Here is a 20,607-nt window from a genome sequence, read left to right as displayed (position 1 = left end):
TAAAATTAAGTTTGTTTAATTTTGTCATCTTAAAGATAATACATTCTTTTAGGAATACAATCCATAATTTGAATAATAGATTGATTGCAACGGACACCATTATTGACTTAGCTAAAAAAACCATTGAAACTGAGCGTGATGCTATAGCACAACTAACCACTCATTTAACCGATGATTTTGCAAAAATAGTCAACTGCATTATTGAGGCTAAAGGTCGCGTTATCATTACTGGTATTGGCAAGAGTGCCATTATTGCAACAAAAATTGTAGCTACCCTTAATTCTACTGGTACTCCTGCAATTTTTATGCATGCTGGTGATGCTATTCACGGAGACTTAGGCACGGTACAAGATAATGATGTAGTAATCTGTATTTCTAACAGTGGTAATACCCCAGAAATTAAAATGCTGGTTCCGCTTATAAAAAGAGGTACTAACAAGCTAATTGCCATGACGGGTAACACCGATTCTTTTTTGGCAAAACAAGCAGATTATATTCTAAATACCCATGTTGAGAAGGAAGCTTGCCCTAACGGACTAGCACCTACGACAAGTACTACAGCTCAATTAGTTATGGGCGATGCACTTGCAATTGTACTTTTAGAAATTAAAGGTTTCAGCAGTTCTGATTTTGCAAAATACCACCCAGGCGGATCTTTGGGTAAGAGATTATATTTAAGAGTTGCAGACTTAGTAAGTAAAAATCAAGTACCTCAAGTTCAAAAAGGCGAAGAGGTCAAAAAAGTGATTGTAGAAATTTCTAAAAAAATGCTTGGTGTTACCGCTGTTCTTGATGGCGAAAAAGTAGTCGGTATCGTTACCGATGGCGATATTAGGCGTATGCTAAATAAGCATGATAATATTAAAGGCCTGACCGCAGAAGATATTATGACCAGCAACCCTAAAACCATACCTGCAAATACCCTGGCTATTAAAGCTTTAGAACACATGCAGAAAAAGGGCATTTCTCAATTATTAGCCATGGACAGAGACACGTACGTCGGTGTTATCCATTTACATAATTTAATAAACGAAGGTATTTTATAATGAGTTCCAAAGCTACCACGCCACCAAACGAGATGTCTTTTCTCGACCATTTAGAAGAATTAAGATGGCATTTAATTAGATCGACTTTGGCTGTTGTCATAATTGCAAGTGTTGCCTTTTTAATGAAAGGTTTCATTTTTGACACGATTATATTCGGTCCTAAAAATATGGATTTCCCTACCTATCGTTTCTTTTGCAACATAGCGACATGGTTAAATGAAATTCAATCTTTTACGGTAATAGATTCCTCTTTTTGTGGTGATGAATTTCCTTTTACCATTCAGAGCCGTGAAATGGGCGGACAATTTTCTGCTCACATCTGGACCTCTATTTGGGCAGGTGTAATTATCGGATTTCCCTATATTTTATATGAAATGTGGAAATTCATTAGTCCTGGTCTGCATGCGAACGAACGCAAGAATTCTAGAGGATTTATACTAATTGCCTCTCTATTATTTTTTGTTGGTGTGTTATTCGGATACTATATCGTAGCACCACTTTCTATCAATTTCTTAGGATCTTACGTTGTTAGTGACTCCGTTTTAAACGAGTTCGATTTAGATTCTTATATCGGCACATTAAAGATATCTGTACTTGCCTGTGGTATTTTATTCGAGCTACCGATAATTATTTTCTTCTTGACCAAGGTAGGCTTGGTGACACCAGAATTAATGAAAAAGTATCGAAAAATTGCACTGGTAATTGTTCTAATACTTTCTGCGGTAATTACCCCACCAGACGTTACAAGTCAAATTATAGTTGCGATACCGGTAATATTTTTATACCAAATAAGTATTTATATATCTGCCATGGTACTTAGAAAAGAAAGAAGAAAAGCTGAAAAAGAAAAAAAAGCAAATAGAAATGTCAAACCAAATTGAAGAATTTAATGCCTATCGTTCTAAGATGAACGAAAAGCTGTTGGCCGATAACAATAAAATAATTAAGCGTATTTTTAATTTAGACACCAATGCCTATGCTGCAGGTGCTTTAGATGTTAAGACCAAAGAATTGTTAGGTCTTGTTGCTTCAGCAGTTTTGCGTTGCGACGATTGCGTAAAGTACCATTTAGAAAGCTCACATAAAGAAGGTGCCTCTAAAGAAGAAGTAATGGAAACTTTAAGCATTGCTACTCTTGTTGGCGGTACAATTGTGGTACCACATTTAAGAAGAGCATATGAGTATTGGGAAGAATTAGAAAACCAACAAGGTTAAATAATCCCTAATAACTTTTCTAACAGACCAATAACCAATAGATTTGAATACATGAAGTTACGTGCCGACAATATTATGAAGTCCTACAGAGGTCGTAGGGTGGTTAAAGGAATTTCCCTTGAGGTTAACCAAGGTGAAATCGTAGGGTTACTTGGACCAAACGGTGCTGGTAAAACAACCTCCTTTTACATGATTGTTGGACTTATAAAACCAAATGGTGGCAGCATCTATTTAGATGACATGGAGATTACAAAATTCCCCATGTACAAAAGAGCTCAGAATGGTATTGGTTACTTGGCACAAGAAGCATCTGTTTTTAGAAAACTAAGTATTGAAAAGAATATTCTGAGCGTACTTCAATTGACCAAATTGAGCAAGAAAGAGCAACACATGAAAATGGAGTCGCTTATTGAAGAGTTCGGTTTAGGTCATATTCGCAAAAGTCGTGGTGATTTATTATCTGGTGGTGAGCGAAGAAGAACTGAAATTGCACGTGCGTTGGCAACAGATCCAAAGTTTATTTTATTGGATGAGCCTTTTGCCGGTGTAGATCCAGTAGCTGTAGAGGACATACAGCGCATTGTAGCACAGTTAAAAGACAAAAATATTGGTATACTTATTACCGATCACAACGTACAAGAGACACTTGCTATTACTGAGCGCTCTTACTTAATGTTCGAAGGTGGCATTTTAAAATCTGGCGAACCAGAAGAATTGGCTGCCGATGAAATGGTACGTAAAGTATACTTAGGTCAGAACTTTGAACTTCGTAAGAAGAAGTTAGATTTCTAAGGAGTACTACACCTACTCCATTTCCGAATATTTTTTAAGATTATACAATCCCCACCCAAAGAACAATAGTTCTAGCATTAATGCGGGAGTGAATAGTGGCGATACACCATCAAAGACTGTACTTACTATTCTACCAAATGAAATTCCGCCCATAAAAAGTACATTACATAAAGTTGCAGCGTACCAAAGTTTAGGCTCAAACGACCCTAAAACCCAAAACAGTCCTACACCCATATAAATACCCATTACCGCACGTAGAATATTCTTTAGCTCTAAATCAACCACTTCAAAACCCAAAAGTTCGGGCATAATATACGTTGGGTGACCGCCGTAGACTATACCGGCTATAATAACGATAACTCCCGATAAAAATAGATTTAGATTTTTTGGATTCTTTATTAATTGATTTGCCATAAATTTTAATGTAACTAAACGCAGTTATTCTTCTACTTAGTAAAAATACAACTAACAATAGTACCCTAAAAAGGAGTAGTATAATAACTTTAAATGCCACTAAAACTAATGACAGCGACTATCACTTAAATGCTTTCAAAGCTATTTTAATTTGTTTTAATGGGAATCCAAACTTCTTCTTCTGAATCTGGATCGTTGTTTTTATATTTATCACCGAGCACTTCAAAATGCGGACGGTCATCTAAATTATACTTAGACTTAGGAATCCATTCCCCATAAATATATTGAAAAAATGCCTGCGCGTTTTGCGCGGTCCCTTTATAATTGAATACTGCATATAAGCCAGCCTCTAAAACAAGCCTATTCATTTCTTCAGGAACAGAATCAAAATTCACAACCTCAACACAAGCCCACTTTACAAATTTTTTAGCCGGAGAAAATACTTGAAAATAGTCTTTAGGGTATTCTTGTAACGAGATAAAATCATTAGACGAGCTATCTAAAACTTTTTTACTATGGGCTCTGAAATTCTTCCAAAGCTCAAAAGTTGTATTATCGACCAAACTCATTTCTTGAGAAAGACCCACTAGATTTTTAGATTTCAAACCAACAATTCTAGGAGTCATTTTTAACTTTTTTTAAATCAATTTCAAATAAACACGCGGGACCTTCTTTATAATGTGGTGGCAGTTCATCTACATTCGGTAACTCGAACATACCTAGAAAATTAAATCCACATTTGCAATAATGATTAATTAAACCGGTATTATCGCCAATGGTATCTAAGCGTATATATTGTTTGTCATTAGTTTTAGCAAAATCTTTAGCCCAATTCACAATAGAACCTACAAAATCATGCCCACGAAAGTCTGGGTTCGTAGCAATGCGGTGAATATAAATAGCTGGGTCTTCATTTCGCTGTTCCCATATTTGAGCATCAGAAAAAGTGATGGCCCACACGCAAGCAAACGTATTGTCTATTACTAACTTAAACTGTCTGTTTTCTACTATTTCATTGATGACCATATCTCGATCAAACTCTGGCCACACCACAACTGTTTTCTTACTCTTCTGATAAGCGGAAGCTATATCGTACAGCCTGAAAATCTCATCTATTTCTTCTATTCGAACGTTTTCAATTTTCATATACTCATAACCTATATTATAGTACTAACAACCCATGATTACGTAAACCTGCTACTTGTTTAGAGTACCAAAACAATTCAAAATCTTCTAACTGAGATTCATAATCTTTTTTTAACTGACCGTAACTTACCGGTTTATTCTCTGGTTTCAATTGTTCTAGCGTAGCAAGTAACCATTCGCCTTTGTCCTTATCTACTGTTATTTCATACATATCAGTCTTGGTATGAAAACCCAACTCTAACTGTTGCCAAGTCATACCTTTTTTCTTTTTTACTCTTTCTGTAGCTAAAGGCATAGGACCGATCCACGCAATTTTTGCGGTTGGTTTCGTATTCAAAACCAATTCTTGTTGCAGGCAATTGTAAATATAATCTGCGGAAATTTTTGAAGTCGGAATTTTAAAATCGAACCATTCTTGCAAGCTCATATCAAAACCGATACCGTGCATAAAATTGAAAAGCGATTTCTTTAATCCGAAGCTGAACTTACTATGATCTACTCCTATTTTGTCTTTAAAGTCGATGTCGTTATTAGCAAAGGTGATATCTTTTAAATCTGGCATTACTCCGTATTCCTCAGGATGCAATCCAACCGGACTATGAGCTGTCAATGCAAACTGATGCCAAAATCCTGATTGTATGATTCCCAGTTCAAATAACTGTCGAACCATTTCTAAACTGTCTACCGTTTCTTGAATGGTCTGTGTTGGGTAGCCGTACATCAAATACGAATGCACCATAATGTTCGCTTCGGTGAAATTTCGCGTTACTTGCGCTACCTGTTCTACCGTTACGCCTTTATCTATGAGTTTCAGAAGTCTATCTGATGCCACTTCCAATCCGCCAGAAACCGCTATACAACCTGATGCTTTCAGCAAAAAGCACAAATCTTGAGTAAAGTTCTTTTCGAATCGAATATTCGTCCACCAAGTAATAGTCAAATTTCTTTTCAAAATCTCCAATGCAAAAGCTTTCATTAATGAAGGCGGTGCTGCTTCATCAACAAAATGGAAACCTGATTCCCCTGTTTGGGTCATTAATGTTTCTACGCGGTCAGCCAAAAGACTTGCCGCAACAGGTTCGTATATTTTAATATAATCTAAAGATATATCGCAAAAAGTACATTTACCCCAATAGCAGCCATGTGCCATGGTCAATTTATTCCAACGACCATCGCTCCAAAGACTATGCATAGGGTTTGCAATTTCAATGACCGAGATGTAATTGGTTAATTGAAGGTCAGCATAATCTGGTGTGCCAACATCAATTTGTTTATAATCGGAACGAAGACTATCATTCTTATAAACGACCTTATTATCTTCTAAAATGAAAGTTCGTTTTAACTCACCAACCCCATTAACCACATATTGATACACCAATTCTAATGGAAGTTCCCCATCATCTAACGAAATAAAATCAAAGAATTCAAACACGCGAACATCGGTAAGGCTGCGGAGTTCTGTATTTGGGAAACCGCCACCCATGGCAATTTTCACATCAGGATAATTTGCTTTTATAAATTGCGCACAACGAAAAGCACTGTATAAATTACCCGGAAAAGGCACTGAAAAGCACACCAATTTTGGTTGTACAGTTTCTAATTGCTTTTCTAGTAATTTCAGAGTCAATTCATCAATAAACGTTGGATTATAATTTAAGTGATTATAAAGCTCATCGAATGAATTGGCACTTCGCCCCAATCTCTCTGCATAGCGACTAAATCCGAAATTTGGGTCAATACATTCTACTATAAAATCTGATAAATCTTCAAGATATAAGGTTGCCAAATGTTTGGCTTTATCTTGCATACCCATATTACCGAAAGCCCATTCTAAATCATCTAACTGATTAAATCGAGAAGCTTGTGGTAAAAAATTATCGGTACATAATTGCCTTGCCAAGGTGTCATTTTTTCCTTGTAGAAAAAGAATAACAGCATCTAGCGTCTTCAAATATTCATTGCGAAGCGCATATATTCGTTGGCAATTTTCAGACACAATAGCATCCGATGAAAAAGCCATTTCAAAAAGCTGCTGAAAGGTGTTCTTATTAAAGAGTGATAAAATAACCTCAATCCCTAAATCGGACTGAAAAGAAGAAATATCTTTTGTATTCAAAAACCCTTTAATGTATGCCGTTGCCGGATAAGGAGTATTTAATTGGGTAAAAGGTGGTGTTATTAAAAGAAGGTCTTTCACAAAGTTATTTTAGAACAATGCTGCAAAGATAACGGTTACCTTATTCATTATTCAATATCTCACGTACCGCTTAATATTATGCTCTTAGATTCTTGACTACTTTTTGCAAGCTTCTGAAGAGTGCGATAATTTTCTGCACGATCCGGCAAAGAAGAATAAAACTTTTTTTCAATATTCACTATAATAGCATCAGGTGCTCTATTTACTGTAAGTATAGAATCAATAAATTTTCGCTCTATTTGAACTTTCAATGTGTCTTCAGTCTTTTCTATTACTTTAAGGTTTAGTAACGGATTTTTTATCATTTCTTCGAACTGGAGCCAATTTTCATCACTATTTTTTAGTCTCAAGCTATGCTTAGATTCTAAAAAATCTTCATAAGAAATTTCGTTATACTTTTCGTAGTCAAACAGTTGCCAAAAAACAATAAAAAAAGACATCATGAAACTACTAATAATCTCAAAAACCCAAAACTTTAAATCAAAGCCATTCAATACGTAAGTAATAAAAAAAAAGACTTGGAAAAATTATCAATATTTTCAACAGAAACTTAATTGTTTTATTTTCCATACTATTGAAATTTAATTGGTTAAGACTACTAATATAACAATTAATTATTTTTCATTATTCAATATCTCACGCACCGCTTGCTGATATGCCTTTGGGTTATTGGCTTTCTTTATTTTCTTGAATGCCTTTTGCGGATTAGAAGTTGATTGAGCGAAATATTCCCAAAAGCCCTGCATTTTCATTTTAATAGGCGTTGGTCCAGATAAGGCTTCATCGTACTGCTGATAAATAGTATCATGAAATTCTGAGAAAATCTTCCAACGGTCTTTTGGGTATTCGGTAGTATTATTCTTTATCATACTTGGTAGAAATGGATCGGCAATTAATCCTCTTCCCATCATAAAATGGTCTATGGAAGGAAAACGTTCTTGCATTTCTTGAAACTTTGCTACCGTAGTTATATCACCGTTATAGTATAAAGTATGCTTGGTACTTTCAACACATTTCTGAAAGGCATCAAGGTCTACTCCACCTTTATACAATTGCTTACCGATACGGGCGTGAATGGCAATATTGCGCAGCGGATAGGTATCTAAAATAGGAAACACATCTAAAATTTCTTCTGCATTTTCGTACCCCATTCTCATTTTCATAGAAACTATAACATCTGTTTCTTCATGAGCACGTTTTAAAATATGATCTATTTTTTCGGGATTACAAATGAGTCCGCTACCCATTCCCTGCTTCGTAACCATTGGGTACGGGCAACCTAAATTCCAGTTCAGTTCTTTATACCCTAAACTCTGAATGTATTTTACAACGAACAGAAACTCATCGGCATCGCCCGTCATTACCTGCGGTATAACCTCTAAAGTGGTATTATTCTCTGGTTGTAAATCTTTCTGATACGAGTTTTTAATCACCATTTTACCATTCAATCGAATGTATGGCGCGTAGAACGTATCGATACCTCCAAAATATTTATGGAACGCATTTCGGAATCTAAAATCGGTAAAACCCTGTAATGGGGATGATAATAAGGTAACTGACATGTATTTATTACTGCGTTAGGTGCAAACTTTTCAGTTGTGCAACAACAGATTCAGCTGCAAAAATAGCGCCTTCCATGTAACCAGAGTGATGTTTTGAGGTTTCTGCACCAGAAATAAATAATTTATTCTCAAATAAAGGTGCCTGATAAAGTGCATGCCCCCCATTTTGATGCGGAAACAAGTTTTCTGCCTGCCTATTAGATTTTGTAAACTCTTCTTGATACCACGGAGTTTCATGGTAAGACTCATACTGTAACGCATCTTCGCCAAAAACCATTTTTAATTGTGCTTCTATTTTCTCCAAACGTTGTTCTTTTGTAAAACGAGCACAACTGCCAGAAGCGAAACCAACAAGTGCATATGACTCCTTCTCTAGATTTGACTGATCGTAAAATTCGGTTAGCGGACCAACATTACTAAATATAGTGCCCGATTTGCCTTGATCTCGCCAAAATGGTTTTTTATAAGTCAATGCAACTTTAATAGAATCTTGCATCCATGTGTGGGTTTGTTCTGCTAAAGAAACTATATCATTTGGCAACGCAGGAGAAAATTCTATTTGGTCTATCAATGCCGCCGGTGACACTGTCGTAATAACGATATCGGCATTTAATGTGCGAGAATTGGTTTTTACTTCAACATCATCAATAACATTGACCTCATTAACCACTTCATTTAAAAAGATGGTATTTGGTTTGAGTTTAGCAACTATGGAATTCAGCAAGTCAATAGTTCCGTTTTTAAATCGGTAACTAGGACTGTCGTTTGGTACTGTAATTTCTTGTGGTGGCACATTAGAAAATGTCTGAAAATACGAGATACCGGTCATAAATTGTTCGAAGTACGGAACCTTAAATTCTTCAATTACATCTAATAAATGATAATGAGCTTCATTGAACCAAGTAGCACCCATTTCAACTTTAGCCTTCCCAGATTCAAGCGTATGAATTCTACCCCCAATTCTATTGCGAGCTTCCAGAACTGCAACATCAAAACCAAGTTCTTGCAAACGAAATGCAGTTAACAAACCCGTTAATCCTGCGCCGATAATTACTACCGATGTATTCATGTTATAAAGTTATTCTTCTTAAAAATGTATTATAAAATAGCTATTGCCAACTTTGTTGAATTATTAAAATCGACTGTCAGTTCGAGTGATTTTGTTCCCTTTTTAGGAACATAAATTGTATCGAGAACCTTTTAGGCAGAAAGGTTCTGGATACACTCTATTATTCAATGAAAATATTATAAAATAAAGCACTCGAACTGACATTATTCCTTTCTACATTCATATGGTACAAAAAATTATAAAGTCTTTGATTGCAATACACTGGCAGTTACTAATAATTGCCCAATATGCCTTTGACTGTGCTCTGCAGCATGAAAAAGGAGTCCGATAACAGTAGATGGCAATTTCTTTCTACCGACAGTTCTTTTCTCTGAAAGTGTCTGTTCTGGTATCGTTTTGAAATATGCTAATGCATCTGAAACTTTAGTTGAAAATTGATTTTGTAAGTCTACCACCTCGGTAGTTAAATTAAAGGCACCTTCTTTTTTTAGAAATTGAAATTGTTCATCGGTAAGCGATTCGCCTTTGGCATAAGTCAGCATTCTATCTAACACTCCCGTAATATGATTCATATGAAAACCGACGGAAGCTCTGCCTGCCGTTTTTGCCCATAACAACTCTTTCGGGAAATCTGAAGTGTAATTTTTCAATTCACGTTCAGACTGCAATAATGCATGTGCGGCAGGTTGTAATAAATCTGGCACATCTTGTATAGGTCCGCTTAACCAAAACTCATATTCTTCATTTTCCATAATCGTTTTCCTAAATAAATCTAAGTTTAAAGTCTCTCTTGTAAGACAGAACTTACTACATAAAACAGAATAATTAAGGGAATAGCCATGAATTTCATGGTAACGATTAGCACAAGACTAATGATCAGAAAGATATAACGCATAGCATTATCCTTGAAGCTCGTATTCTTGAATTTTAAAGCAAACAGTGGCAAATTAGCATTTAGTAAATATGCACTTATCAATGTTAAGGTGATCAAGAACCATTGATTAAGAATAATACTATTTAAGAAATCGTTGTTTTGATATAAAAGTATCAATGGTAATGAAAGTATTAAAAGTGCATTTGCAGGAGTTGGCAACCCAATAAACGAAGACGTCTGGTTTTCATCAATATTGAATTTCGCCAAGCGATATGCAGATGCCATGGTAACGATAAAGCCTAAAAAGGGTATTAAATGTATGAATTGAAATTTACCAGCTTCCATAAAAAAGTGAGAACCATCTCCCCATCCGCTAGTTTGTGACATTGCCAATAACTGAAACATAACAATTCCTGGTACGAGGCCGCTAGTAATCATATCTGCCAAAGAATCTAACTGCAAACCTAATTCGCTTTTTACATCTAAAACACGCGCTGCTAATCCGTCAAAAAAATCAAAGAAAATACCAAGTGCAACGAAGATCGCAGCAAGTTCTAATCTATTCATGACAGCAAACATAGTAGCCACACAGCCACAGAAAACATTTAATAAGGTTATAAAATTAGGAATGTGCTTTTTCATAATAGTTGGTCTAATGTGACAAAATTCAGTAAGGCAAAATGCCCCTGCTCAATTATTGCTCTAAATTAATATAATTATATGGTGGTATTGACATTGAACCGTAAAAAGGAATAGTAGTGTAATTTATAAAAGCGTTTGAAATTGATTTTATAAAAAATAAATGCAGTCTAATGAACAAATTCACAACCACTTAAACATATTGCAACAAAATATAAACTACCTTCTATTGCAGGATATCACAAATTAATTCAGAAATGAAAAATATTATGCATGCATAGTATTGTTTAGTTGATATATTAGAATTAAATTATAGACTTTGTAACAATTTCAGAGAATAAATGAAGTTTTATAACAAATACATATTAACACTAACCATTAAATACATTGCCAAAAAATGAAGATTAAAAAGGTTTTAGTAGCCAATCGAAGTGAAATTGCAATTCGTGTATTGCGCGCCTGTTCTGAACTAAACATTAAAACAGTTGCTATTTACACGTATGAAGATCGCTATTCGCAACATCGAAATAAAGCCGATGAATCTTACCAAATTGGTGAAGATAATCAGCCTTTAAAACCTTACTTAGACATTCCTCAAATTATAGCTTTGGCAAAGGCTAAAAATGTAGATGCTATACACCCAGGTTACGGATTTCTTTCTGAAAACTCAGAATTTGCAAGACAATGTGCTGCTAATGACATTATTTTCATTGGTCCGGATCCCGCAGTAATGGATGCCCTTGGTGATAAAATCACCGCTAAAAAAGTTGCCGTAAAATGTAATGTACCTATTATAGAAAGTAACAAAAAGCAATTGACCAATCTTAAGGTCGCATTATCTGAAGCTGATACAATTGGGTATCCGCTAATGTTAAAAGCTGCCTCTGGTGGTGGTGGTCGTGGTATGCGAATAATTAGAAAAGATGAAGATCTAGAAATGAATTTCGATTCTGCCAGAAACGAAGCACTAAATGCTTTTGGCGATGACACCATGTTTCTAGAAAAATATGTGGAAAACCCAAAACATATAGAAGTACAAATTGTAGCAGATAACCACGGAAATATTCGCCATTTACATGAGCGCGATTGTTCTGTGCAACGTCGTCACCAAAAAGTGGTAGAGATCGCACCTTCGCATAATGTAAGTGAAGAGGTAAAACAAAACCTCCTATGAAAAGCCTTTGTCCAGTTTCTTAAAGTTAATTAATATTTTCTTTTTTGCCTTAAACCACCTTTTTTTCTTTTAATATAACTTGCTCGCACTCCTATGTGTGATCGGTTCGAAACTTGAAACGTCACCGGCATCTGTATGATTATAAATTATAATAAAACCGGTCACTTGCTAAAAATGTGATCCTAAATAGTACAGGTCACGGGTTTTGTTTTGTGATACGGTTCTCACTACTATATTAGAGCTTTGTTATGATTTTTATTTTGTTAGTTTTTCTACTTATTATTCAATGACCCCAATGGTATATGGAACTTCTGTTTTAATTACCGCCAAGGTTCTACTTAGTAGCTTTCTAGCTACTTTGACAATGATACTTTTTACGTTCTTGCCTTGATGTTTACGATAGTAGGCCTGCATTACGGGGTCTGCACGTATCGCTTGCCAAGATGCCTCTACAAAATAACTTCTCAATAAGCGGTTTGCACGTGGGGTCATTCCCATTGTCCTTTGACTGTTTCCGCTTTGATACATACTTGGTGCCAGACCTACGTAACCTGCCAAATGTTTAATGTTGTTGAAACGTCTTAAATCCCCCAGTTCACATAATATGCCACAGGCCACGATACCTCCGATACCAGGTATACTTCTCAGTAATAGATAATCCTTCTTATAATTCACTTTACAGTACCTTCTTAGCTGTGTGGACACATCGCGAAGCTCTTGGTCCACAAAACGGAAGAAACGCATTCTACTCTCTAATGTGGCCTTCGCCGTTGGGTACTCGAAAATGATATCATCCAACCAATTTCTGTACTTATGGCTCCAATGGTCATTGTCGAACTCTTCAGGTTCCCTGATTCCGAAATACAACAATTGCATCTTTATATAGCTCTTGACCCTTCTGAAATCCTTTACAAGGTCATTTCTGCGTCTGAAAAGACTACGAAGTTCTTCACGTTTCCTGTCCGGCACTATGATACTCTGCAATCGGTTATCCTTCAACTCTCTCGCTATCAACTGCGCATCTATCTTATCGGTCTTGGTATGTTTCTCTTTGCCCTTTCTATGAATGTCTGCTGGATTGACTACCAGACTTCGCCAACCGTAACCCTCAAAACAACGATGAGCGTGGTAACCGCAACAACCAGCTTCATAAGCTACGGTAACTTCATACTCCTTGAAATGTTTTGAAACATAACTATGTAATTGCTTTGGGTCGGGCGACATACTGAAAGACTTACCAGCGAACAGATCTGTTGCACAATGTACTTTCCAACTTCGTTTGTGAATATCGATACCAATGTATAACTTCGGGCAAGCAGTTTGTTGAGTGTTCATATCTTATTGTTTTAGAGAACTTTAAAGATACTCGACTTGCTGCTTTTTCATCGATGCTATATAAATACGCGGTTAATATTGCCAAGGAGGTTAATTATAACAATATTGGTACCGTTGAATTTTTAGTAGATAGAGATGACAATATCTTCTTCATAGAAGTAAACCCAAGAATTCAAGTAGAGCATACCGTTACCGAAATGGTCACAGGAATTGACTTGGTAAAAACTCAGATTTTCGTAGCCGGAAATTATAAGTTAGACAGTCAGCAAATTAAAATATTTGGTCAAGAAACGATTGCTACCTATGGTTTTGCATTACAATGTCGCTTAACAACAGAAGATCCGGGCAATAATTTTACTCCCGATTATGGTACAGTAACTACATATAGAAGTGCGTCTGGTATGGGCATTCGTTTAGATGCTGGTAGTATTTACCAAGGGTATCAAGTTAGTCCGTTCTTTGATTCGATGCTGGTAAAAGTATCGTCTCATGGTAGAACCTTAGATGGTGCTACCCGTAAAATGGTACGTGCATTAAAAGAATTCAGAATTAGAGGGGTTGAAACAAATATTCATTTTTTACAGAATGTAATTCAGCATCCTACGTTTAAAGATGGTAAGGCAACTGTCAATTTCATACAGAATACCCCTGCCCTATTCAAAATCAAATTACCACAAGATAGAACATCGAAAGTGGTGAACTTTTTGGCAGAAGTAATTGTAAACGGTAATTCTGATGTCAAGTATATAGATCAAAGCAAAGTTTTCAGAAATCCGAAGGTTCCAAAATTTAATGCATTAGATGCACATCCGAAGGGAACAAAAGATATGCTGACCGAAATGGGTCCGGAGAAATTTTGTGCGTGGTTAATGGATGAAAAGAAAATTCATTTTACAGATACTACCATGCGCGATGCTCACCAATCATTATTGGCAACAAGAATGCGCACGTACGATATGTTACGTGTTGCAGAAAGCTATGCGAAGAATCACCCAAATACCTTTAGTATGGAAGTTTGGGGTGGCGCAACCTTCGATGTCTGTATGCGTTTCTTACACGAGAGTCCGTGGACACGTTTACGCGAATTACGTAAAGCAGTACCTAACATATTATTCCAAATGCTACTTCGTGGTTCTAACGGGGTTGGGTACAAAGCATACCCTGACAATTTAATTGAAAAGTTCGTTGAGAAATCTTGGGAGAACGGTGTCGATATTTTTAGGATTTTCGATTCGTTAAACTGGGTGAAAGCGATGGAACCAAGTATTAATTATGTACGTAATAAAACGGGTGGTATTGCAGAAGCAGCTGTAAGTTATACGGGTGATATACTAAATGTAAACGAAACCAAATACACTCTAAAATACTATACACAACTAGCGAAAGATTTAGAAAATGCAGGTGCGCATATGATAGCCATAAAAGATATGGCTGGTCTCTTGAAACCATATGCAGCTACTGAATTGGTTTTAGCGTTAAAAGACACGGTAAAGTTGCCCATACATTTACATACGCATGACACCTCATCTTTACAAACGACTACATATTTAAAAGCAATTGAAGCTGGTGTTGATGTTGTTGATGTCGCTTTAGGCGGATTATCTGGATTAACTTCTCAGCCGAACTTTAATTCGGTAGTTGAGATGATGAAAGGTCAGCCACGGGAACATGCGTTCGATATGCCGAAACTGAATCAGTTTTCTAACTTCTGGGAAGATACAAGAGAACTGTACTACCCTTTTGAATCGGGATTAAAAGCGGGTACAGCAGAAGTATATTCACATGAAATACCTGGCGGGCAGCACTCTAATTTGCGTCCGCAAGCAACTGCCTTAGGTTTAGGTGACCGATTTGAAGAAGTAAAAACGATGTATGCCGAGGTAAATAAACTATTTGGTAACCTTATTAAAGTAACACCGAGTTCAAAAGTGGTTGGTGATATGGCTATTTTCATGGTGACCAATGATTTGACTACTGAAGATGTAATGACACGTGGTGAGGAAATATCTTTCCCAGATTCTGTAATTAGTTTCTTTATGGGAGATTTAGGTCAGCCCGTTGGCGGATTCCCTAAGAAGCTTCAGAAAATCATTCTTAAAAACAAAAAACCATATACGAACAGACCAAATGCACATTTAGCACCAACTGATTTTGACAAGGAATTTAAAGCCTTTAAAAAGAAGTTTCAAAAAGGCTTTACACGTGCCATTGAAATGGAAGATTTTCTTTCGTACACCTTATACCCAAAAGTGTTTGAAAAAGCACATGAAAACTATAAGCTTTATGGCAAATTAGCGCTGGTACAAACAAAGCATTTCTTCTACGGTATGAAACTTCGTGAAGAAACCTTAATCGAATTGGAACCGGGTAAAACGGTTATCGTAAGGTTACTTTCTGTTGGTATACCTAACGAACTAGGTTTGCGAACCGTGTTCTTTCAAGTAAACGGAGAAAATAGATTTGTTGATGTTCTAGATACTTCTTTAAATCTTAAAATCGAATCGAATGAAAAGATAGATTCAGAGAACCCGAACCAAATTGGAGCTCCGCTTCAAGGTTCTTTATACAAGGTATTGGTAAAAAAAGGTCAAACCATAAAAGAGAACGATCCTTTATTTATAATTGAAGCCATGAAAATGGAGACTACCGTAACTTCTTTTAAAGCAGGAACGGTTACTTCTGTGAGTCTAAAAGAAGGCAGTATGGTAAAGCAAGACGATCTAATTGTAACTATCGAATAGCAATTAAAATGTAAGTAATGTATTTAAAAAGCCACCTCTAGAGGTGGCTTTTATATTTCTGAAAGAGAACACTATACATAAATAGTTAATTGTCATAAAATTATAAAAAAGCAATATCTATGAAGTCTGTTATTATTCGCATCTTTGCAGCTGCTATGCGCGAGTAAAAGTATGTTCAGAAAAATCACGTTTTTAATTTTACTTTTTACTGCATTTTGGGGATATTCTCAAAATGCACAACTGTCTCCATTATCAAAAATCAGTTTATTGACTGTTGGCACTGGTGAAGATTTAGCAGCCAAATTCGGGCATAGCGCTATACGACTACAAGACCCAACTTTAGGTATTGATGAAGTTTACGGTTACGGAAACTATGATTTTGACGACCCAAATTTTTATCTGAATTTCACTAGAGGTAAGTTATCATACACCATTTCTAGAATTCCGTTCAAATACTTTGATTATTCTTACCAGCAAGAAAAACGTTGGATCAGAGAACAAGTTTTAGATATAAACTTAGAACAACGTAATGATATAGTAACATTCTTAGAGCATAACTTGTTACCCAAAAACAAAAAGTATAAATATGACTTTTTGTTCGATAACTGTGCCACTAGAATACCAATGGTATTTGAAAAGACTTTGGGTGACACATTCAAATTCGATTATAACCACCTAGAAGATCAATTAACATTTAGGGAATTAATCCGTTTGAAGTTGAATCCGAATTCGTGGTCTAATTTCGGTATTGATCTTGCGTTAGGTTCCGTAATTGATAGAGAAGCTACACCATACGAACATTTATTCTTACCAATTTATGTGTACGAGCAAATGAAACACACCACGCTAAATGGCAAGCCAATAGTTAAAAGTGAGTCCGTTATTTTAGATATTCCTGAACAAGAATACCGCTCTCTTATATTTTTAACTCCTTTATTTTGGCTAAGTATTCTGCTAGTTTTAGTATGCTATATTACCTATACCGATTTTAAAAACTTACGAAGAAATAAATGGCTAGATTTCGGGCTGTTCGCAGTTACAGGACTAGTTGGTGTTCTTATCCTTTTCCTTTGGTTTGGTACAGACCATTTAGCAACGAAGGCAAATTTTAACTCGTTGTGGGCATTCGCACCGAATATAGTAATCGCATTTATGATGATTAAAAAGCAGATTCCGTCATGGATGCTCACTTACATCATATTTTTAACCATATTATTAGGTATCACTTGTATGCTGTGGATGTTCAAAATTCAAGTGTTTTCCATATTACTAATCATCGTATTATTAGCGTTAGCTATCCGTTATTTATATCTCATCTATTATTTTAAGAGTACATATTTAACTAAAAAATAAAATCAAGTTACTTTACATGAATCTACTTACCGTTGAAAATATTTCGAAATCCTATGGCGAAAATGTTCTTTTTGAAAACCTATCTTTTGGGATCAATAAAGACCAAAAAATTGCTTTAATCGCTAAAAACGGTACAGGAAAAACTTCTATACTTAATATATTGTCAGGGGCTGACACACCCGATTCTGGTCAGGTAAACTACCGTAAATCTACACGCGTTTCTTTTTTGGATCAAGAGCCGGTAATGGATCCAAACTTAACTGTGGAAGAAACTATTTTTGCTTCTGATAATGAGATTTTAAAAGTCTTAGAAAATTACGAAAAAGCATTACTAAACCCTGAAGATGCAGATGCTTACCAAAAAGCATTTGATGCCATGGATCGTTTTGAAGCTTGGGATTTTGAAACCCAATACAAACAAATTCTATCTAAGCTAAAACTAGAAGATTTAGATGCTAAAGTTGGCAAACTATCTGGTGGACAAAAGAAACGTTTAGCCTTAGCAAATGCGCTAATAAATAAGCCAGACCTTTTGGTATTAGATGAGCCTACCAACCATTTAGATTTAGAAATGATCGAATGGTTAGAAGAGTTTTTCGCGAAAGAGAACATGACCTTATTTATGGTAACGCACGACCGTTTCTTTTTAGAGCGTGTGTGTAATGAAATTATTGAATTAGAAAACGGAAAACTTTACCCGTATAAAGGAAACTATTCTTACTACTTAGAAAAGAAAGAAGCCCGTATTGAGCAAGAAGCAACCGAACAGCATAAAACAGAATTACTATTTAAAAAGGAGTTGGATTGGATGCGTAGGCAACCAAAAGCCCGTACCACAAAATCTAAATCGAGAATAGATGATTTTGCTGTAATTAAAGACAAAGCGAGCCAACGTAGAAAAGACCACCAAGTTCAGCTAGAGTTGAATATGGAACGTGTGGGCAGTAAAATTCTTGAACTTCATAAGATTTCTAAATCCTTCCCAGGTAAGCCAATTCTAGACAAATTCGAATATGTATTTCAAAAAGGAGAGCGTATTGGTATCATTGGTAAGAACGGTACCGGTAAATCTACCTTTCTAAATATTCTTAGTGGTCGTGACCAACCAGATAGCGGTAAAGTAATTGTTGGTGAAACAATTAAATTTGGCTACTACACGCAAAAAGGGATTGATATAAAACCTGGTCAAAAAGTAATCGATGTAATTCGTGAATTCGGAGATTATATTCCTTTAATGAAAGGCAGACAGATTTCTGCACAGCAGTTATTGGAACGTTTTCTATTCGACAGAAAAAAGCAATATGATTTCGTTGACAAACTAAGTGGTGGTGAGCGTAAGCGACTATACTTATGTACTATTTTGATTCAGAATCCGAATTTCTTGATATTAGATGAACCTACCAACGATTTAGATATTGTAACGCTAAATGTATTGGAAAGCTTCTTAATGGATTTCCAAGGATGCTTAATGGTAGTATCTCACGACCGTTACTTTATGGATAAAATTGTAGATCACCTATTTGTATTTAGAGGTGATGCTGTTGTAGAAGATTTTCCAGGTAACTATTCAGATTACAGAGCATACGAAGACAGTCAGGTACTAGAGAAACGTGAGCAAAAAGAAGTTCAAAGTGCTCCTAAAACTAGCTGGAAAGAACCAGATGCTTCACCTAAAATATCTTATGCAGACCAACAGGAGTTCAAAAAACTAGAACGCGAAATTCAAAAATTAGAAAAAAAGAAGGTTACGCTACAAGAAAAGTTTACCGATGGCACATTAAGTGGCGATGATATTAAAGACCTAGGTATAGAACTTAAAGAAGTAACCGATACGATTGAGAGTAAGACTGAGCGTTGGTTTGAGCTTTCAGCACTAATGGAAGGTTAGACCCCATTAACACATTAATTTCCGAATACATTTTAAAACTACATTAACCGTAGACGAATGATTTTTACCATTCGTCTACAGTTAAATGCTACCCAACTATGAGCGGTAAAATATGTTTGTTCATCCCTGTACTTTAGCAGTGTAAAACAAATAGTATGAAATCAATTATTCTTTTAACTGCTCTTTTCTTCTCTACTTTCTTAGTACAAGCGCAAGCTAACAACGAGAGTGTTTCTGTAGAAATAGAAACTATACAAGTTAAGATGGTTCAATCAATTGAAAGTAATGATATCGTTCTACTAACAATTGAAAACACAATCGAAGTTGCAAGATTGTACAAGAACAAAAACAACAGAGTCATCAAAGCATTAGAATTCACAACAAAAATGAACAACACTAAACTTTCTTAATACAATTTTTAAATACCCTTTTCACCCCAAATCTCACACCTACTCCACTTCTTACCATTACCTACTTTTAAATACAAGTTCAAGAATCAAGTTCAAGTTCAAGAACCAAGTTCGAACTCAAATTCAAATTCAAATTCAAATTCAAAAATCAAATTCAAACATCCATCCAAGCGGTTATTACACGTTAGTCCAATTAGCAACTACGGTTTAAACAGAAAAGCAGGTAACATCAATACCTACGCATATTGAGCGCACTATTAAATATTAAACTTGTCTCCTATTTCACCTTCTATGAATTTAATAACCGAACCTAAATTACCATTCGTCTATAGTTAAATGACGCCGAACTATGAGCGGCAAAATATGTTTGTTCATCCCTGTACTTTAGCAGTGTAAAACAAATAGTATGAAATCAATTATTCTTTTAACCGCTCTTTTCTTCTCTACTTTCTTAGTACAAGCGCAAGCTAACAACGAGAATGTTTCTGTTGAAATCGAAACTGTACAAATAGAGATGGTTCAAACGATTGAAAGTAATGATATCGTTGTTCCAACAATTGAAACTGAAAACACAATGGAAGTTGCAAGATTGTACAAGAACAAAAACAACAGAGTAATTAAGGCTTTAGAATTCACAACAAAAATGAACAACGCTAAACTTTCTTAATACAATTTTTAAATACCCTTTTCACCCCAATCTTTTACCTGCCCCATTTCTTACCAAAACCTACTTTATAAGTTCAAGAATCAAA

General features: G+C 35.6%; 19 protein-coding genes and 1 pseudogene. 10 read left to right on the top strand and 10 right to left on the bottom strand.

Going from position 1 to position 20,607, the window contains the following annotated elements; translation table 11 throughout:
- The first annotated feature begins 68 nt into the window (after positions 1–68).
- The 4 genes from ACPF9A_RS16155 to lptB are packed head-to-tail and all read left to right on the top strand — an operon-like array spanning position 69 to position 3,053.
- Positions 69–1,046 (top strand): KpsF/GutQ family sugar-phosphate isomerase, encoded by a 978-nt coding sequence (locus tag ACPF9A_RS16155; protein ID WP_423998497.1) that lies wholly within the window; start codon positions 69–71, stop codon positions 1,044–1,046.
- Positions 1,046–1,927, top strand: coding sequence for a twin-arginine translocase subunit TatC (tatC, locus tag ACPF9A_RS16150; RefSeq protein WP_423998496.1), 882 nt, complete (start codon positions 1,046–1,048; stop codon positions 1,925–1,927). Before ACPF9A_RS16155 ends, tatC begins: the two co-directional genes overlap by 1 nt.
- A complete protein-coding gene (locus ACPF9A_RS16145) occupies positions 1,911–2,261 on the top strand; it encodes a carboxymuconolactone decarboxylase family protein (protein ID WP_133686936.1) in 351 nt (116 codons plus the stop codon). The genes tatC and ACPF9A_RS16145 overlap by 17 nt, the downstream gene beginning before the upstream one ends.
- Positions 2,262–2,312: 51 nt before the next feature.
- Entirely contained in the window at positions 2,313–3,053 is a 741-nt protein-coding gene (gene lptB / locus ACPF9A_RS16140) for an LPS export ABC transporter ATP-binding protein (RefSeq protein WP_027064458.1), read from the top strand.
- A gap of 12 nt (positions 3,054–3,065) precedes the next feature.
- Here lptB and ACPF9A_RS16135 read toward each other — a convergent pair whose 3' ends face one another.
- The 9 genes from ACPF9A_RS16135 to ACPF9A_RS16095 all read right to left on the bottom strand — a co-directional run bounded on the left by ACPF9A_RS16135 (position 3,066) and on the right by ACPF9A_RS16095 (position 10,957).
- Complete coding sequence (locus ACPF9A_RS16135) at positions 3,066–3,467, bottom strand: DUF4345 domain-containing protein (RefSeq protein WP_423998495.1); 402 nt, start codon at positions 3,465–3,467, stop codon at positions 3,066–3,068.
- Between the two features lie 146 nt (positions 3,468–3,613).
- Positions 3,614–4,093 carry a GyrI-like domain-containing protein gene (locus tag ACPF9A_RS16130; protein WP_423998494.1) on the bottom strand — a complete coding sequence of 160 codons (480 nt, stop codon included), beginning with the start codon at positions 4,091–4,093 and terminating at the stop codon, positions 3,614–3,616.
- The gene (locus ACPF9A_RS16125; RefSeq protein WP_423998493.1) at positions 4,083–4,613 is read right to left on the bottom strand and encodes a GNAT family N-acetyltransferase; all 531 of its coding nucleotides are present in this window, start codon (positions 4,611–4,613) and stop codon (positions 4,083–4,085) included. The genes ACPF9A_RS16130 and ACPF9A_RS16125 overlap by 11 nt, the downstream gene beginning before the upstream one ends.
- 16 nt (positions 4,614–4,629) lie before the next feature.
- On the bottom strand, positions 4,630–6,810 hold the full coding sequence (locus ACPF9A_RS16120) for a B12-binding domain-containing radical SAM protein (protein ID WP_423998492.1): 2,181 nt from the start codon (positions 6,808–6,810) through the stop codon (positions 4,630–4,632).
- 59 nt (positions 6,811–6,869) lie between these two features.
- Positions 6,870–7,304 (bottom strand): hypothetical protein, encoded by a 435-nt coding sequence (locus tag ACPF9A_RS16115; protein WP_423998491.1) that lies wholly within the window; start codon positions 7,302–7,304, stop codon positions 6,870–6,872.
- Between the two features lie 120 nt (positions 7,305–7,424).
- A complete protein-coding gene (locus tag ACPF9A_RS16110) occupies positions 7,425–8,372 on the bottom strand; it encodes a tRNA dihydrouridine synthase (protein WP_423998490.1) in 948 nt (315 codons plus the stop codon).
- Between the two features lie 7 nt (positions 8,373–8,379).
- The gene (locus ACPF9A_RS16105; RefSeq protein WP_423998489.1) at positions 8,380–9,441 is read right to left on the bottom strand and encodes a flavin monoamine oxidase family protein; all 1,062 of its coding nucleotides are present in this window, start codon (positions 9,439–9,441) and stop codon (positions 8,380–8,382) included.
- Between the two features lie 236 nt (positions 9,442–9,677).
- Positions 9,678–10,193, bottom strand: a complete 516-nt coding sequence (locus tag ACPF9A_RS16100; RefSeq protein WP_423998488.1) for a DinB family protein — start codon at positions 10,191–10,193, stop codon at positions 9,678–9,680.
- A gap of 26 nt (positions 10,194–10,219) precedes the next feature.
- Positions 10,220–10,957: a CDP-alcohol phosphatidyltransferase family protein gene (locus ACPF9A_RS16095; RefSeq protein ID WP_423998487.1), complete on the bottom strand. Its 738-nt coding sequence runs from the start codon at positions 10,955–10,957 to the stop codon at positions 10,220–10,222.
- Positions 10,958–11,351: 394 nt separating this feature from the next.
- On the opposite strand from ACPF9A_RS16095, the pseudogene ACPF9A_RS16090 reads away from it, so the two are divergent.
- Positions 11,352–12,122 (top strand): annotated as a pseudogene (locus tag ACPF9A_RS16090) (biotin carboxylase N-terminal domain-containing protein); the annotation flags it as partial.
- A gap of 285 nt (positions 12,123–12,407) precedes the next feature.
- Here the strand turns inward: ACPF9A_RS16090 and ACPF9A_RS16085 are convergent.
- Positions 12,408–13,463 (bottom strand): IS110 family transposase, encoded by a 1,056-nt coding sequence (locus ACPF9A_RS16085; RefSeq protein ID WP_423998486.1) that lies wholly within the window; start codon positions 13,461–13,463, stop codon positions 12,408–12,410.
- Positions 13,464–13,516: 53 nt separating this feature from the next.
- Between ACPF9A_RS16085 and ACPF9A_RS16080 the strand changes: the two genes are divergently transcribed.
- The 5 genes from ACPF9A_RS16080 to ACPF9A_RS16060 all read left to right on the top strand — a co-directional run bounded on the left by ACPF9A_RS16080 (position 13,517) and on the right by ACPF9A_RS16060 (position 20,522).
- A complete protein-coding gene (locus tag ACPF9A_RS16080) occupies positions 13,517–16,204 on the top strand; it encodes a pyruvate carboxylase (RefSeq protein ID WP_423998485.1) in 2,688 nt (895 codons plus the stop codon).
- A gap of 171 nt (positions 16,205–16,375) precedes the next feature.
- Entirely contained in the window at positions 16,376–17,557 is a 1,182-nt protein-coding gene (locus ACPF9A_RS16075) for a DUF4105 domain-containing protein (protein WP_423998484.1), read from the top strand.
- A 16-nt stretch (positions 17,558–17,573) separates the two neighbouring features.
- Positions 17,574–19,445 carry an ABC-F family ATP-binding cassette domain-containing protein gene (locus tag ACPF9A_RS16070; protein WP_423998483.1) on the top strand — a complete coding sequence of 624 codons (1,872 nt, stop codon included), beginning with the start codon at positions 17,574–17,576 and terminating at the stop codon, positions 19,443–19,445.
- Between the two features lie 155 nt (positions 19,446–19,600).
- Positions 19,601–19,855, top strand: a complete 255-nt coding sequence (locus ACPF9A_RS16065) for a hypothetical protein (RefSeq protein ID WP_423998482.1) — start codon at positions 19,601–19,603, stop codon at positions 19,853–19,855.
- A gap of 406 nt (positions 19,856–20,261) precedes the next feature.
- The gene (locus tag ACPF9A_RS16060) at positions 20,262–20,522 is read left to right on the top strand and encodes a hypothetical protein (protein ID WP_423998481.1); all 261 of its coding nucleotides are present in this window, start codon (positions 20,262–20,264) and stop codon (positions 20,520–20,522) included.
- Positions 20,523–20,607 lie beyond the last annotated feature (85 nt).

The sequence above is a fragment of the Maribacter sp. IgM3_T14_3 genome, from assembly GCF_049603095.1.
Taxonomy (GTDB): domain Bacteria; phylum Bacteroidota; class Bacteroidia; order Flavobacteriales; family Flavobacteriaceae; genus Maribacter.
The sequence above is the reverse complement of the archived record's forward strand: the minus strand, read 5'-3'. Positions and strand labels throughout refer to the sequence as shown.

Coding starts and splice junctions, on each gene's coding strand:
- tatC (WP_423998496.1), top strand. CDS start 1,046: ATGAGTTCCAAAGCTACCACGCCACCAAACGAGATGTCTTTTCTCGAC.
- ACPF9A_RS16145 (WP_133686936.1), top strand. CDS start 1,911: ATGTCAAACCAAATTGAAGAATTTAATGCCTATCGTTCTAAGATGAAC.
- lptB (WP_027064458.1), top strand. CDS start 2,313: ATGAAGTTACGTGCCGACAATATTATGAAGTCCTACAGAGGTCGTAGG.
- ACPF9A_RS16135 (WP_423998495.1), bottom strand. CDS start 3,467: ATGGCAAATCAATTAATAAAGAATCCAAAAAATCTAAATCTATTTTTA.
- ACPF9A_RS16130 (WP_423998494.1), bottom strand. CDS start 4,093: ATGACTCCTAGAATTGTTGGTTTGAAATCTAAAAATCTAGTGGGTCTT.
- ACPF9A_RS16125 (WP_423998493.1), bottom strand. CDS start 4,613: ATGAAAATTGAAAACGTTCGAATAGAAGAAATAGATGAGATTTTCAGG.
- ACPF9A_RS16110 (WP_423998490.1), bottom strand. CDS start 8,372: ATGTCAGTTACCTTATTATCATCCCCATTACAGGGTTTTACCGATTTT.
- ACPF9A_RS16105 (WP_423998489.1), bottom strand. CDS start 9,441: ATGAATACATCGGTAGTAATTATCGGCGCAGGATTAACGGGTTTGTTA.
- ACPF9A_RS16100 (WP_423998488.1), bottom strand. CDS start 10,193: ATGGAAAATGAAGAATATGAGTTTTGGTTAAGCGGACCTATACAAGAT.
- ACPF9A_RS16095 (WP_423998487.1), bottom strand. CDS start 10,957: ATGAAAAAGCACATTCCTAATTTTATAACCTTATTAAATGTTTTCTGT.
- ACPF9A_RS16085 (WP_423998486.1), bottom strand. CDS start 13,463: ATGAACACTCAACAAACTGCTTGCCCGAAGTTATACATTGGTATCGAT.
- ACPF9A_RS16080 (WP_423998485.1), top strand. CDS start 13,517: ATGCTATATAAATACGCGGTTAATATTGCCAAGGAGGTTAATTATAAC.
- ACPF9A_RS16075 (WP_423998484.1), top strand. CDS start 16,376: ATGTTCAGAAAAATCACGTTTTTAATTTTACTTTTTACTGCATTTTGG.
- ACPF9A_RS16070 (WP_423998483.1), top strand. CDS start 17,574: ATGAATCTACTTACCGTTGAAAATATTTCGAAATCCTATGGCGAAAAT.
- ACPF9A_RS16065 (WP_423998482.1), top strand. CDS start 19,601: ATGAAATCAATTATTCTTTTAACTGCTCTTTTCTTCTCTACTTTCTTA.
- ACPF9A_RS16060 (WP_423998481.1), top strand. CDS start 20,262: ATGAAATCAATTATTCTTTTAACCGCTCTTTTCTTCTCTACTTTCTTA.